General features: G+C 55.6%; 14 protein-coding genes and 1 riboswitch. Of the genes, 13 read left to right on the plus strand and 1 reads right to left on the minus strand.

From position 1 onward, the window contains the following. Positions 1 to 65: 65 nt before the first annotated feature. Positions 66 to 1676 carry a peptide chain release factor 3 gene (locus NOS26_RS09790; protein ID WP_014016790.1) on the minus strand — a complete coding sequence of 537 codons (1611 nt, stop codon included), beginning with the start codon at positions 1674 to 1676 and terminating at the stop codon, positions 66 to 68. 156 nt (positions 1677 to 1832) lie between these two features. On the opposite strand from NOS26_RS09790, the gene NOS26_RS09795 reads away from it, so the two are divergent. The 13 genes from NOS26_RS09795 (at position 1833) to htpX (ending at position 13427) form a co-directional block, all read left to right on the plus strand. Beyond that, positions 1833 to 2285 (plus strand): Rrf2 family transcriptional regulator, encoded by a 453-nt coding sequence (locus NOS26_RS09795; RefSeq protein ID WP_255917669.1) that lies wholly within the window; start codon positions 1833 to 1835, stop codon positions 2283 to 2285. A 12-nt stretch (positions 2286 to 2297) separates the two neighbouring features. Next, positions 2298 to 2774: a hypothetical protein gene (locus NOS26_RS09800; protein ID WP_014016788.1), complete on the plus strand. Its 477-nt coding sequence runs from the start codon at positions 2298 to 2300 to the stop codon at positions 2772 to 2774. A gap of 3 nt (positions 2775 to 2777) precedes the next feature. After that, positions 2778 to 4130 carry an MATE family efflux transporter gene (locus NOS26_RS09805; protein WP_255917670.1) on the plus strand — a complete coding sequence of 451 codons (1353 nt, stop codon included), beginning with the start codon at positions 2778 to 2780 and terminating at the stop codon, positions 4128 to 4130. Continuing rightward, complete coding sequence (locus NOS26_RS09810; RefSeq protein ID WP_072981137.1) at positions 4127 to 4942, plus strand: Cof-type HAD-IIB family hydrolase; 816 nt, start codon at positions 4127 to 4129, stop codon at positions 4940 to 4942. Before NOS26_RS09805 ends, NOS26_RS09810 begins: the two co-directional genes overlap by 4 nt. Continuing rightward, positions 4943 to 5134, plus strand: coding sequence for a hypothetical protein (locus NOS26_RS09815; RefSeq protein ID WP_054336517.1), 192 nt, complete (start codon positions 4943 to 4945; stop codon positions 5132 to 5134). Beyond that, positions 5116 to 5934 (plus strand): transketolase, encoded by an 819-nt coding sequence (locus NOS26_RS09820; protein ID WP_036204276.1) that lies wholly within the window; start codon positions 5116 to 5118, stop codon positions 5932 to 5934. The genes NOS26_RS09815 and NOS26_RS09820 overlap by 19 nt, the downstream gene beginning before the upstream one ends. Beyond that, complete coding sequence (locus NOS26_RS09825) at positions 5934 to 6854, plus strand: transketolase family protein (protein ID WP_027895614.1); 921 nt, start codon at positions 5934 to 5936, stop codon at positions 6852 to 6854. Before NOS26_RS09820 ends, NOS26_RS09825 begins: the two co-directional genes overlap by 1 nt. A 64-nt stretch (positions 6855 to 6918) precedes the next feature. Then, a complete protein-coding gene (locus NOS26_RS09830; RefSeq protein ID WP_036204280.1) occupies positions 6919 to 8427 on the plus strand; it encodes a phosphoglucomutase in 1509 nt (502 codons plus the stop codon). Between the two features lie 52 nt (positions 8428 to 8479). Then, a riboswitch (ZMP/ZTP riboswitch) is annotated at positions 8480 to 8557 on the plus strand. A gap of 47 nt (positions 8558 to 8604) precedes the next feature. Continuing rightward, on the plus strand, positions 8605 to 10284 hold the full coding sequence (locus tag NOS26_RS09835; protein WP_014016782.1) for a formate--tetrahydrofolate ligase: 1680 nt from the start codon (positions 8605 to 8607) through the stop codon (positions 10282 to 10284). A gap of 1 nt (position 10285) precedes the next feature. Next, positions 10286 to 10906: a cyclodeaminase/cyclohydrolase family protein gene (locus NOS26_RS09840; protein WP_036220731.1), complete on the plus strand. Its 621-nt coding sequence runs from the start codon at positions 10286 to 10288 to the stop codon at positions 10904 to 10906. A 372-nt stretch (positions 10907 to 11278) separates the two neighbouring features. Then, on the plus strand, positions 11279 to 11905 hold the full coding sequence (locus tag NOS26_RS09845) for a site-2 protease family protein (RefSeq protein WP_014016780.1): 627 nt from the start codon (positions 11279 to 11281) through the stop codon (positions 11903 to 11905). A gap of 15 nt (positions 11906 to 11920) precedes the next feature. Next, positions 11921 to 12466 carry a hypothetical protein gene (locus NOS26_RS09850; protein ID WP_014016779.1) on the plus strand — a complete coding sequence of 182 codons (546 nt, stop codon included), beginning with the start codon at positions 11921 to 11923 and terminating at the stop codon, positions 12464 to 12466. Between the two features lie 106 nt (positions 12467 to 12572). Continuing rightward, positions 12573 to 13427, plus strand: a complete 855-nt coding sequence (gene htpX / locus NOS26_RS09855) for a zinc metalloprotease HtpX (protein WP_255917672.1) — start codon at positions 12573 to 12575, stop codon at positions 13425 to 13427. The last annotated feature ends 84 nt before the right edge of the window (positions 13428 to 13511 follow it).

Raw genomic sequence — 13511 nt, forward strand, 5'->3', positions numbered from 1 at the left:
CGCCAAACGACTCACGACCCACGATACACAAAAAAGCTGCCGCGTAAGCGGCAGCTTTTTTTTACTCATTCTTCAGGTTCATCGATGGCGAGTTGGTCCGGTGTGGTGCAGAAGGTAAATTCCGGGTTCCGTTCTACGATCCAGTTGGTCTGCCATTCGTTGGCGATGAGGAGGACGACGCGCTGTTTGTGGTCTTTGACGATCATGGCGCTGTCGATGTTCTTCAATTCCTTGTAGTCGTGGCCGTTGTCCTGGATCCAGCGGGCGACGGTGTAGGGCAGGCGGTTCATTTCCAGGTCGACGCCGTATTCGTGTTTCAGGCGGTATTCCAGAACTTCGAACTGGAGTTGCCCGACGGCACCGACGATGTAGCTTTCCATGGAGCCCAGGTTTTCATAAATCTGGACGGCCCCTTCCTGGGCCAGCTGGGTCATGCCCTTGAGGAACTGTTTACGCTTCATCGAGTCTTTGGCGCGGATGCGGGCGAAGAGTTCCGGCGGGAAGGTCGGGAAGTCCTTGAAGGTGACTTTTTTCTTGCCCGAATAGAGGGTGTCGCCGACGCCCATGGTGCCGTTATCGAAGACGCCGATGATGTCTCCCGGGTAAGCATCTTCGACGATGGTCCGTTCCGTGGCCAGGAACTGCTGGGGCTGCATGAGGCGCAGGGTCTTGCCCGACTGGCGGTGCGTAACGGTCATGCCTTTTTCGAATTTGCCCGAGCAGATGCGCATGAAGACGATGCGGTCGTGATGCTGGGGGTTCATGTTGGCCTGGATCTTGAAGACGAACGACGTGAACTGGTCCGATGTCGGTTCGACGACGCCTTCCAGACATTTGCGCGGCTGCGGCTTCGGTGCCATACGCAGAAATTCTTCCAGGAAAGGCTTGACGCCGAAGTTGGTCATGGCCGAACCGAAGAACATCGGCGTCAGTTCGCCGCGCTTGACCTTTTCCATGTCGAATTCGTCGCCTGCTTCGTCGAGGAGCTCGATGTCGTCGATGAGACCCTGGTGGACGTCTTCGTCGAGGAGTTCCTTGAAAATCGGGTCGTCGGCAGAGCCTTTGGTCGATGCCAGTTTGCGCTGGCCGTGGGTCGTGTCTTTTTCAAAGAGTTCGATAGACGACGAGGCCCGGTCGTAGATGCCCTGGTAGTTTCCGTTCAGGCCGATAGGCCAGTTCATGGGGTAGGCGTGGATGCCAAGGATGTCTTCGATTTCATCCATGAGGTCGAAGGGGTTGCGGCCGAAGTGGTCGATCTTGTTGACGAAGGTGAAGATGGGGATGCCCCGTTCTTTACAGACGCGGAAGAGCTTCTTCGTCTGGGCTTCGACGCCTTTGGCGACGTCGATGAGCATGACGGCGCTGTCGGCAGCCATGAGGGTCCGGTACGTATCTTCACTGAAGTCCTGATGGCCCGGCGTATCGAGGATATTGATGTGATGGCCTTCGTAGTCGAACTGAAGGACCGAACTGGTGACAGAGATACCACGCTGTTTTTCGATTTCCATCCAGTCCGAAACGGCGTGCTTCGCCGTCTTTCTGGCTTTGACGGAACCGGCCAGGTGGATAGCACCTCCGTAGAGCAGTAATTTTTCAGTCAGCGTCGTCTTACCAGCATCAGGGTGGGAGATGATGGCAAAAGTACGGCGATTATTTACTTCATCGATTAATGACATAGTACACCTCATCTGTAGTTAAAGCTAAAACATGCAAACACTATTTATTATATCGGGTTTTTCTGGGAACCGCAAGCGATTTATGGCTAGCATTTCTTGCCATTTCACGTTATAATAGACTTAAAATATACAGAATGAGAAGGAGCGTCTTACATCGTGATTATTACCAGAGAAACAGATTATGCCATCCGCATTTTACGGTCCCTGGCTGATTTACAATTGAAGAATATCCGGGAAATCAGTGATGAACAAATGGTACCCCGGCAATTTGCCTATAAGATTTCTAAAAAGCTCGAACGGGCCGGTTTCATCGAAATCATCCGCGGCGCCCAGGGCGGCTGCCGCCTGACCCGGGATTTGCATAACATTACCCTCATGGACATCATCAACGTCATGGAACGGGAAAATATGATCACCAGCTGCCTGGATGGCGATTTCCAATGCCCCTATCATCGCCGTTACGGTTTCTGCGACGTCCACGAAGCCCTGGCTGGCGTACAGGGCAAGCTGTCGGCTTATTTGGCGACGATCCATTTGTATGACATCATGTTCCCCCACGGCGGCCCGGCGCCTGTGAAAGCGTCAGGGGCATCGCGGGACGCATTATAAAGGAGAAATTTTATGAAAAAAAAGACGTTTATTGCCGTTTGCATGTTTGCCTTATGGATGGCCCTGATTTTGCCGGCCATGCCGTCTTCCGTACAGGCTGCCAAAGGCGGTGGCGGTGTCCGCGTGTCGGCGCCGAAATCGCTGCCGGCGCCAAAGGCGGTGACGCCGAAAACCGGGACGGGCACAAAGGCAGCGCCCAATACGGGCAATACGAAACCCATCCAGGCTCAGCCGCGCAAGGCGGAAAGCCCGCAGGCCAATACGAACCGGACGACGTCTTCGTCCCGTCTGGGCAGCGTCATGCGTGGTGTCGGCCTCTTTGCCGGCGGCATGTTCCTGGGCAGTATGCTCAGCCATTTCTTTGGCTGGGGGTCCCTGGGCTGGGGCGCCGACATCCTCGGATTGTTAGTGAATATTTTCATTTTCTATCTGGTCATCAAAGGCATAACTTCCCTTTGGCGCTGGCTTCGCAACCGTCGAAGCAGGTGACGTATGGACGAATCATTTATGAAAGAACGGGCCATTTTGCCGCTCATCGTTTCCATGGCTCTGCCAGCCGTCGTGTCGATGATCGTCAATTCGCTCTATAATATTGTCGACAGCCTGTTCGTCGCCATGATTAGCGAACAGGCTATGACAGCTGTGTCCCTGGTCTTTCCGATGCAGAACTTCGTCAATGCTGTCTGCATCGGCTTTGGCGTCGGCCTGAATGCCATCATTTCCATCTGTCTCGGTGCGGGCCAGAAGGGGACAGCTGACGTAGCCGCGACACATGGCGTCTTCCTGGCTGTCATCCATGGTTTGGTCATGACGGCAGGCTGTATTTGGGCTGTGCCGGCTTTTTTATGGGCCTTTACGCAGGATGCCGGGCTCATCGACCTAGGCCTGCGCTATGCCGTCATCGTCTTTGCCTTTTCTACGATCCTCAGCGTCGACTTGGTCTATGAAAAGATGTTCCAAGCCGTTGGCCGCATGCAGGTTACTATGGTTGGCTTGTCTTTGGGCTGCCTGGTCAACATCATTGGCGACCCGATCCTCATTTTTGGCCTGGGACCGATTCCGGCCATGGGGATTGAAGGCGCGGCCTGGGCGACGGGCTTGGGCCAGACGGTGAACCTGCTCTTCTACGCCTTTATCTGTCACTGGCGGCCGCTGCGGGTCGAAGTCCGCCGCTGCCATCTCCATTGGGATATCGAACTCGATAAACGGCTCTATGGCATCGGCATCCCGGCAGCCCTCAACATGGGCTTGTCGTCGGTTTTCCTCGTCGCCTTGAACCATCTCCTGGCGCCTTTTTCGCCGACTTATATTTTCATTCTCGGCGTCTATTACAAGCTCCAGACCTTTCTTTCTATGCCGACAAATGGTATCATTCAAGGTGTACGGCCGTTGATTGGCTATAATTACGGAGCTGGGGAATTGGGCCGCGTGCGCTCTATATATCGGACGACGCTCGTTCTCAACGGCCTGATCATGATGGCAGGCTTGATCATCTGTCTGACTATACCGGACGTCCTCATGGGCTGGTTCACGTCTCGTCAGGAAACCATCGCAGCTGGCGCGTCGGCCTTGAGCATCATTGCCTGGGGGAGCGTGCCGTCGGCTTTGTCCATTACGGCGTCTGGCGCTCTGGAAGGGCTGGGGAAGGGCAACCCGTCCTTTGCCATCACGCTGTTGCGCTACGTTGTCATCAGCCTGCCGGCGGCGTGGCTCCTCTGCCGCGTCTTTGGCCCTGATGGCGTGTGGCACGCCTTCTGGATCTTTGAATGTCTGGCAGCGCTCGCAGCCTGGAAGATTTATGACTACTATGCCCCAGCCGTTACGACAGAAAAGGAGTCGACATGAAGTATAAAATCATTGCTTGTGATATGGATGAAACGCTGCTCAGCAGCGATGCGACGATTTGCCAGCGCAACATCGAAGCCATTACGGCGGCCATCGCCAAAGGTGTAAAATTTGTTCCCTGTACGGGACGGGGCTTCCGCTCCATCGAAGGCGTCTTGAGGACTCTGGGGCTCTACGACCAGGCGGACCAGTATGTCATTGGTTTTAATGGGGCCCATATTACGGAAAATAAGGGCAGCCGATCCCTTTTCTGGAATCCCATTCCTTTCGACTTGGCCGACCGGATTTTCCGTCGCTGCTGTGCATACGGTCAATGTATGCATATCTATACGCGTGATGTCGTCTATATCACGAATATCACACCCGATGAAGAAGCGTTCCTCCACGGCCGCATGGGGTACGTGCCCGTCGAAGCGGAGAACCTCGATTTCATCCGCGGCAAAGAAGAAGTCTGCAAGCTCATCGTGACTAATACGGACTATGACTATTTGCAGCGGGTACACGCCGAACTCCAACCCCTCCTGGGCGATATAACGGTCAGCTTCTCCAGCAACCGTTATATCGAATTTATGCACCAAGGCGTCAACAAAGGAGCTGGCCTGCACAAACTGGCCGATCTCCTGGGCGTGCCTTATGAAGAGACCCTGGCCATCGGCGACAACATCAATGATACGGATATGCTCAAAGCGGCCGGCCTTTCCGTCGGTGTCCACAATCTCAACCCCGTCATCCGCCAATACTGCGACGTCGTTACCGATGCTACCAATAATGAAGGCGCCGTCGCCGAAGCTATCGAGAAGTATGTGTTGTAAATGTTTGATGTTGCGGGTTTGATGTTTGATGTAAAAATGCAACCCGCTACTTCAAACATCAAACATCAAACTTCAAACTTCAAACCAAGTGAAAAAGAGGTTGTGCATAAGGTGAATAACCTTAATGTGGCAACCTCTTTGTGCTATAATGAAAGGCAAAAGGGGGCTTTCTTATGGATAGCTATGAATTGAGCCGCCATGCGGCTCACGTGCGGCAGAATATCGTCAAGATGGTTACCCTGGCCCAGTCCGGTCATCCGGGTGGTTCCTTGTCCATCGTCGATATGCTGCAGGTCTTGTATTTTGATGTCATGCGGGTCGACCCCAAGCGGCCTCACTGGCCGGACCGGGACCGTTTCGTCCTCTCGAAAGGCCATACCGTGCCGGCGTTGTACGCGACGCTGGCCGAACGGGGATTTTTCCCGGAAGAGGAACTGTGGCACCTGCGCCAGTGCGGCGCCATGCTTCAGGGCAATCCCGACATGAATACGACGCCGGGCATCGATATGACCACCGGGTCCCTCGGCCAGGGCTTGTCGGCAGCCAACGGCATGGCCATGACGGCCAAATTGGACGGGGCAGACTGGCGGGTCTACGTCATCGCCGGCGACGGCGAAATCGAAGAAGGCCAGATCTGGGAAGCGGCTATGTCAGCAGCTCAGTATAAGCTGGACAACCTGACGCTGTTCATCGACCACAACGGCCTGCAGATCGACGGGTCCAATGAAGAAGTCATGGACGTCATGCCCATTGCCGACAAGTTCCGGGCCTTCCGCTGGAATGTCCTGGACATCGACGGCCACGATTACGACGCCATCAAAGCGGCTCTGGCCCAGGCCAAGGCCCTGAAAGGGAAACCGACGGCCATCATCGCCCAGACCGTCAAGGGCAAAGGCGTGTCCTTCATGGAAAACGCCTTGTCCTGGCATGGCAAGGCGCCGACGAAAGAAGAATGTGAACGGGCGTTACGTGAATTAGGGGGCGAAGGCTGATGGCAATGGCAACACGTGATGCTTACGGGCATCTCTTAGAAACGGAATTGTATAAAAATCCCAAGATCGTCGTCCTCGACGCCGACCTGGGCTCGTCGACGCGGTCCATCGCTTTTAAGGAGGTCGCGCCGGAACGCTACTTCGACATGGGCATTTCCGAACAGGATATGATGGGGACGGCTGCCGGCTTTGCCGCTTGCGGCAAGATTCCCCTGGCCAGCACCTTTGCCGTCTTCGGTACAGGCCGGGCGTTTGAACAGATTCGCAACTCCATCTGCCTGCCGCGGCTCAATGTCAAAATCTGTGCCACTCATGCCGGTCTCAGTGTCGGCGAAGACGGGGCGACGCACCAGTCCGTCGAAGACCTGGCTCTCATGCGCAGCCTGCCCAATATGACCGTCGTCTGTCCGGCCGATGCGGCGGAAACGGAAGCCGTCATCCGGGCTGCCATTGCCCACGACGGGCCGGTCTACGTGCGCATGGGCCGGGCCAAAGTCGATGACGTCTACCAGGGCAGCTGTCCTTTCCAGTGGGGGAAGGGGACGGTCCTGCGCGAAGGCCGGGATGTGACCATCATCGCCACGGGCCTCATGGTCCAGCAGGCCCTGATTGCGGCGGACACCCTGGCAGCCCAGGGAAAACAGGCCATGGTCATCGATATGGCAGCCATCAAGCCCCTGGACGAAGACCTGGTCGTCGCTGCGGCCAAACAGACGGGTTTCGTCGTCACAGCTGAAGAACACAGCGTCATCGGCGGCCTGGGAAGTGCCGTGGCAGAAACCTTGTCGCGCCGCCATCCGACCCGCCAGGCCTATGTCGGCATCGATGATTGTTTCGGCGAATCGGGCAAGGCCGGAGAACTCTTGCAGAAATACGGCCTTACGGCAGAGGCCATCGTCAAGGCTTGCCTTTTGGCCTGATTTTCAGTATGATAAAAAGCGGCGGACCTCGGTGCGCTAAATTGAAGAAAGGAAACATGAATACATGATTTCTACAGAAGCAATGATGAAATTACAGAATGGCAGTGATGTCCGCGGCGTCGCCGTTGCCGGCGTCCCCGGTGAAGACGTCACGTTGGTACCGGAAGCGGTCAACCGCATTGCCGCTGGCTTTGCCAAGTTTTTGGCGAAGAAGCTGAATAAACAGGTGAGTGACTTGCACATTGCCGTCGGCCACGATTCCCGTGTATCGGCAGCTATGATGAAAGAAGCCGTCTTCGGCGGCCTCCTCGGTCAAGGCGTCCACGTCACGGACTGCGGCCTGGCTTCGACACCGGCTATGTTCATGTCCATCATTTTTGAAGATACTCACATGGATGGCTCCATCATGATTACGGCCAGCCATTTGCCGTATAACCGCAACGGATTGAAATTCTTTACCGTCGACGGCGGTCTGGAAAAGAGCGAGGTCACGGAAGTCCTGAGCCTGGCTTCCCAGTCGTCGGCAATGGCTGTCTCGTCGGCTGCCATTGCCTCGCTGGACCTGATCGACCTCTATTCGCTGCATCTGCGCCGCAAGATCTGCGCCGGCCTCTGTGCCGGGATGTACGACCGTCCTTTGGAAGGGATGCACATCGTCGTCGATGCCGGCAACGGCAGCGGCGGATTCTTTGCCACCAAGGTCCTTTCTGAACTCGGCGCCGATACGACGGGCAGCCAGTTCCTCGAACCGGATGGCATGTTCCCGAACCATATCCCTAACCCGGAAAATGCCGACGCCATGGCGTCGATCCGCCAGGCCGTCCTCGACAACAAAGCCGACCTGGGCCTCATCTTCGACACCGACGTCGACCGCATGAGCGCCGTCCTGCCCGATGGGAAAGAAATCAACCGCAATGCCCTCATCGCTATGATGGCCGCTATCCTGGCGCCCGATTATCCTGGCAGCACCATCGTCACCGACTCGGTCACGTCGGATGAACTGACGACGTTCCTCCAGGATGAACTCCACTTGGTCCATCACCGCTACATGCGGGGCTATAAAAATGTCATCGACGAATGTATCCGCCTCAACGAGGCCGGCACGGTCTCGCCGCTGGCTATCGAAACGTCGGGCCACGGTGCGCTGAGCGAAAACTACTACCTCGACGACGGTGCCTACCTGGCGGTCAAACTGCTCATCGCTGCGGCGAAAGCCAAGAAAGAAGGCAACCAGCTCGGCGACCTCATCGCCAAACTGGGCCATCCGGCAGAAGGCGTCGAATTTCGCCTGAAAATCACTGGCACTGATGGTGTCCAGGCCTATGGGGCTGACGTGCTCAAACAGTTCGAAGACCGGGCCGCTGCAGCCGGCATTTCCATCGCCAAGCCGTCCTATGAAGGCGTGCGCCTCGTATTCCCCAACGGCTGGGCCCTGTTGCGCATGTCCCTCCACGACCCGAACATGCCGCTGAATATCGAAAGCAGGGAAAAAGGCGGCTGCCAGCAGATCGCCAGCCAGGTGAAAGGCCTGCTTACGGGCTTTGAACACCTCGATACCAGCGTAATCCAGTAAGACGTAACGAAAAGAACCCTTGACCCAAGGGTTCTTTTTTTGTATAATAAGGCCATAATCATGTGACTGACGGAAGTGGAGTTACCACGGGGAGCATGATTTCTTGAAGCCGACCGTCTGGGCAAACTTCCAGCGGAGCGGCCTTTTTTTATGCAGAGAACAGGAGTGACAACTACTATGGCAAAGGTATTGAGCGATATCGAAATTGCACAGCAGACGAAATTGGAACCGATTACGGCCATTGCAAACCAAGTCGGCCTCACCGATGATGACTTGGAACTCTACGGAAAATATAAAGCAAAGATTTCTTTTGACGCCATCAAACGCCTCTCGAAGAACGAAGATGGGAAACTGGTCCTGGTCACGGCCATTACGCCGACGCCGGCCGGTGAAGGCAAGACCTTGACGACCATCGGCCTGGCCCAGGCCCTGAACTACATGGGTCATAAAGCCGTCGTCGCCCTGCGCGAACCGTCCCTGGGACCGGTCTTCGGCATCAAAGGCGGTGCTGCCGGCGGTGGTTACTCCCAGGTCCTGCCGATGGAAGACATCAACCTGCATTTTACCGGCGACATGCATGCCATTACGGCTGCCAACAACCTCTTGGCCGCAGCCATCGATAATCACGTCCACCAGGGCAATGCCCTGCGCATCGACGTGCGCCGCGTCATCTGGAAGCGCGTCATGGACATGAACGACCGGGCCCTGCGCAACATCGTCGTCGGCATGGGCGGCAAAGTCTGCGGTTTCCCGCGGGAAGACCACTTCATGATTACTGTCGCATCGGAAATCATGGCAGCCCTCTGCCTGGCCAGCGACCTCATGGACCTCAAGAAACGCATGGGCGACATCACCGTAGCCTATGACCTGGACGGCAATCTGGTCACGGCCCGCCAGCTCGGCGTCGAAGGGGCTATGGCTATCCTCATGAAGGATGCCATCAAACCGAACCTGGTCCAGACCATCGAACACACACCGGCCCTGGTCCACGGCGGTCCTTTCGCCAACATCGCCCACGGCTGCAACTCCGTCGTCGCCACCAAGCTGGCCATGAAGATGGGGGACATCGCTGTTACGGAAGCCGGTTTCGGTGCCGACTTGGGGGCCGAAAAGTTCATGGACATCAAGTGCCGTTTCGCCGGCATCAAACCGGATGCTGTCGTCATCGTCGCTACGGTCCGCGCCTTGAAGATGCACGGCGGCGTCGACAAGAAGAACTTGCAGGAAGAAAATGTCGAAGCCTTGAAGAAGGGCTTTGCCAACCTGGCAAAACATATCGAAAATATGCGCCTCTTCGACGTCCCTGTCGTCGTAGGCATCAATAAATTCATCAGCGACACCGATGAAGAAATCGCAACGCTCCGTAAACTCTGCGAAGACTATGGTGTCGAAGTCGCCCTCAACAACTGCTGGGCCGAAGGCGGCAAAGGCGGCGTCGAAATGGGCGAAAAAGTCCTGAAACTGCTGCAACAGCCCAAGACGCCGTACAAACCGCTGTACGACGTCAACGATTCCATTCCCAAGAAGATGGAAACTATCGTCAAGAAAGTCTACGGCGGCGACGGCGTCATCTTCGAAGGCAACGCCCAGAAACAGATCAAAGAATTGGAAGCTTTTGGCCTCGACAAAATGCCGATTTGTGTGGCCAAGACGCAGTACTCCCTGTCCGATAACCCGGCGCTCCTCGGTGCGCCCAAGGGCTTCAAGGTCACGGTCAAGGACGTCCGCGTCTGCACCGGTGCCGGCTTCATCGTCTGCCAGACGAGCAACATCATGACCATGCCGGGGCTGCCGAAAGTACCGGCTGCCAACCGCATGGACATCGACGAAAACGGCGTCATTACGGGATTGTTCTAAGATGGATTTTACACAATTCCAATCCATGCCCCTGGACGGGCTCCTGGAAGTCACGGCTTCTAAGGAACCCGTTCCCGGTGGCGGCGGCATCGCCGCCATGACGGCGGCATCGGCAGCCGCTCTCGTAGAAATGGTCGCCAACCTGACCATCGGCAAGAAAGGTTATGGCGAAATCGAGAAACTCATGGTTTCCATTCGCGACAAGGCCCATGGCCTGCGCCAGCGGTACCTCGACGGCATCGCCGAAGACGCCGCCGCTTTTGACAGCGTCATCCGCGCTGTCCGCCTGCCCAAGGACACACCGGACCGGGCGGCCACGGTCCAGCAGGCCTTCAAGGATGCGGCCATATCGCCGTTTGAATTGGGGAAGGACATCTTTGTCCTCCTCCAGCTGGCAGAACAAGTCGTCCGCTACGGTAACGCCTGGGTCATCACCGATGGCGTCATCGCCACCATGAATGCCAGGGCCGCCATGCGCTCGGCTTTCTACAGCGTCCGCATCAATTTGAAATCCATCAAAGACGAAACCTTCGTGAAGCAGATGATCAACGAAATCCGCGAAATCGAAGAAAAAGCGGCCATCGTCGAACAAAACGTAGAATACGAATACCGGAAGCGGTGAAAAAAAGCTTGTCGCACGTGCGACAAGCTTTTTTTGTGGCTAGCAGTTACAAACTCCATACTACAAACTATGAAGTAAAAGACAAGCATTCATTTCCATCGCTTGCGATACCGTAGGGGACGCCCAAAGGGCGTCCCGCTGTGAATCGTGGGTATGACCATTCTGGGATATGGGGCTTTTTTTCACGCATCACCCGTCATGCATTACGTGTGCACCATCGTTTCAGGCGGGCCGCCTTACCAGGTCGGCCCCTACGAATCCAGGGAACCCGGGTCGGATAGGAAGCCGCTTATTCCCCACAAGCCACGAGCCACATCTTGTTATCTTCTCCTGGATACCGTATAATAGAAATATTAACGAAAGGAGAATTCTATGTTCGATTTTAATATACTTTCTATTATCGCCGGCCTTCCGGGCCTGCTCATTGCCATGGTCGTCCATGAATACGCTCATGCCCAGGTAGCGGACTGGATGGGCGATGATACGCCGCGTATGACTGGGAGGCTGACGTTGAATCCCGTTGCCCATATCGATCCGGTCGGGCTGATCATGCTCCTCGTGGCGCAGTTCGGCTGGGCCAAGCCGGTCATGATCAATCCGGGGAACTTCCGCAACTGGCGGAAAGGGGAAATCTGTGTATCCCTGGCCGGGCCCATGTCCAATCTCCTCATGGCCTTCCTGGCCCTGGTCGTCGAAGTCATTTTCGTCAAGGCCCATCTCTTTACGACGACAGCCCTGCCCATGGTCCTTCACCTCATTGTCTTGTACAATGTCAACTTTGCCATTTTCAACATGATTCCCTTGCCGCCCCTCGACGGTTCGCGGGTCCTCATGTGCTTTTTGCCGACGTCGTGGAATTATAAGCTGGCCAGCCTGGAACGCTACAGCTTCCTCATCCTCATCGCCTTGATGATGACGCCGTTCTTCACGTATATCCTCATTCCCTTGCAGCGCCTGGTCTTCGCGCTGTTCAGCTTGATCCTGGCACCGTTTTTATAAAGGAGGCGCGTTTCTATGATGTACAAAAAAGTAATGGCTTCGGCCTTGTTGTGGGCAGCCTTGACGGCTTCGGCCGGTGCTTTTGATTATAATCAGTCTGTCGATGAAATCGCGGAAAGCCCGCTTACGGCCTATCAGACAGTCTATCTCGGCATGCCCCGGGCCGATTTCGATGCCAATTTCTCCATCCTGCCGGACTGGACGTTTTACGGCAGCTCCGTGTCCTTTACGGAACGGGCCGAACGGACGTCGGTCGTCAAGAACGTATCGGTCACGGAAGGCATTGAAATCTTTTCGGCCGACACGTCGGCCAAGGGCAAGGTCCTGGCTTTCGACAATTATTTCAAGACGACCGACAAGGCGACGGCCAAGAGTATTTATTCCCGCCTGGTCGCCACGATTTATTCCAATATGGAAAATTTCCCGGTCAAACAGACCAGCAAAGAAGTAGAATGGACCCAGGATGACGTATCGATTACCGTCGCCTTTGACGGCCAAAAGGACAGCGACGGGAACTATATCGTCTATATCCGGCGCTACAACAACAAGATATTGAAGTAACCTCTTTATTGACAACCATATTGACAACGAACATAAGACCGTATATAATGAGAATGTAAACAATTTTACCTTTTGACTTTTAGCTTCTTGATAAGGAGTTGATTTTATGAATCGCGTAAAAACGGTATTCCTCATGACGGCCCTGGCCGGTATCCTCATGGCCATCGGCGGCCTTATCGGCGGACGCAGCGGCGTCATGGTCATGTTCCTCATCGCTACGGGCATGAACTTCATTTCCTACTGGTTCAGTGATTCCATGGTCCTTAAAGCCTATCGGGCGCAGGAAGTTGGGGAAGACCATTACCTGTACCGTATCGTTGCCGACCTGGCTCAGCGGGCGGAACTGCCCATGCCGAAAGTTTACATCATCCCGACGGAGGTACCCAATGCCTTTGCTACGGGTCGAAGCCCCTCCCATGCCGCCGTTGCGGCAACTGCCGGAATTTTGGATCTTCTCGACGAAGATGAAATCCGCGGCGTCCTGGCCCATGAAATGAGCCATATCCTGCATCGGGATATCCTCATCAGTACCATCGTCGCCACGTTTGCCAGTGCCATCGGCATGATCGCCAACATTGCCCAGTGGGCCGCCATCTTCGGCGGCGGCCGCGATGATGATGGCGACGGCAATCCCATCGCCCTCTTGGTGACGGCTATCGTCGCGCCCCTGGCCGCTTCTGTCATCCAGTTCGGCATCTCCCGGACAAGGGAATACATGGCCGATGAAGAAGGGGGACGCATGATCGATGACCCCATCGCCCTGGCCCGGGCCTTAGCGAAAATCGACAACTACGCCCATCATTACGCCCTGCCCGGCGCGACCAAGGCGACGGCCCACATGTGCATCATCAATCCCTTCGCCGGTGCCGGCAGTGCCATTGCCAACCTGTTCAGCACCCATCCGCCGACAGAACAGCGCATCGAACGCTTGGAAGAACTGGACAAAGAATTACATGATTAATGTTTTACCGTAGGGGCCGTCCTAAAAGGCGGCCCGCCTGCTTCCTTTATCATGGCGAGTCGCCCTTGGGGCGCCCCCTACAGA

Origin of the sequence: Megasphaera sp. SC8-1 (genome assembly GCF_024436295.1) — a bacterium.
Lineage (GTDB): Bacteria > Bacillota > Negativicutes > Veillonellales > Megasphaeraceae > Megasphaera > Megasphaera elsdenii.

Coding starts and splice junctions, on each gene's coding strand:
- NOS26_RS09790 (WP_014016790.1), bottom strand. CDS start 1,676: ATGTCATTAATCGATGAAGTAAATAATCGCCGTACTTTTGCCATCATC.
- NOS26_RS09800 (WP_014016788.1), top strand. CDS start 2,298: ATGAAAAAAAAGACGTTTATTGCCGTTTGCATGTTTGCCTTATGGATG.
- NOS26_RS09805 (WP_255917670.1), top strand. CDS start 2,778: ATGGACGAATCATTTATGAAAGAACGGGCCATTTTGCCGCTCATCGTT.
- NOS26_RS09810 (WP_072981137.1), top strand. CDS start 4,127: ATGAAGTATAAAATCATTGCTTGTGATATGGATGAAACGCTGCTCAGC.
- NOS26_RS09815 (WP_054336517.1), top strand. CDS start 4,943: ATGTTTGATGTTGCGGGTTTGATGTTTGATGTAAAAATGCAACCCGCT.
- NOS26_RS09820 (WP_036204276.1), top strand. CDS start 5,116: ATGGATAGCTATGAATTGAGCCGCCATGCGGCTCACGTGCGGCAGAAT.
- NOS26_RS09825 (WP_027895614.1), top strand. CDS start 5,934: ATGGCAATGGCAACACGTGATGCTTACGGGCATCTCTTAGAAACGGAA.
- NOS26_RS09830 (WP_036204280.1), top strand. CDS start 6,919: ATGATTTCTACAGAAGCAATGATGAAATTACAGAATGGCAGTGATGTC.
- NOS26_RS09835 (WP_014016782.1), top strand. CDS start 8,605: ATGGCAAAGGTATTGAGCGATATCGAAATTGCACAGCAGACGAAATTG.
- NOS26_RS09840 (WP_036220731.1), top strand. CDS start 10,286: ATGGATTTTACACAATTCCAATCCATGCCCCTGGACGGGCTCCTGGAA.
- NOS26_RS09845 (WP_014016780.1), top strand. CDS start 11,279: ATGTTCGATTTTAATATACTTTCTATTATCGCCGGCCTTCCGGGCCTG.
- NOS26_RS09850 (WP_014016779.1), top strand. CDS start 11,921: ATGATGTACAAAAAAGTAATGGCTTCGGCCTTGTTGTGGGCAGCCTTG.
- htpX (WP_255917672.1), top strand. CDS start 12,573: ATGAATCGCGTAAAAACGGTATTCCTCATGACGGCCCTGGCCGGTATC.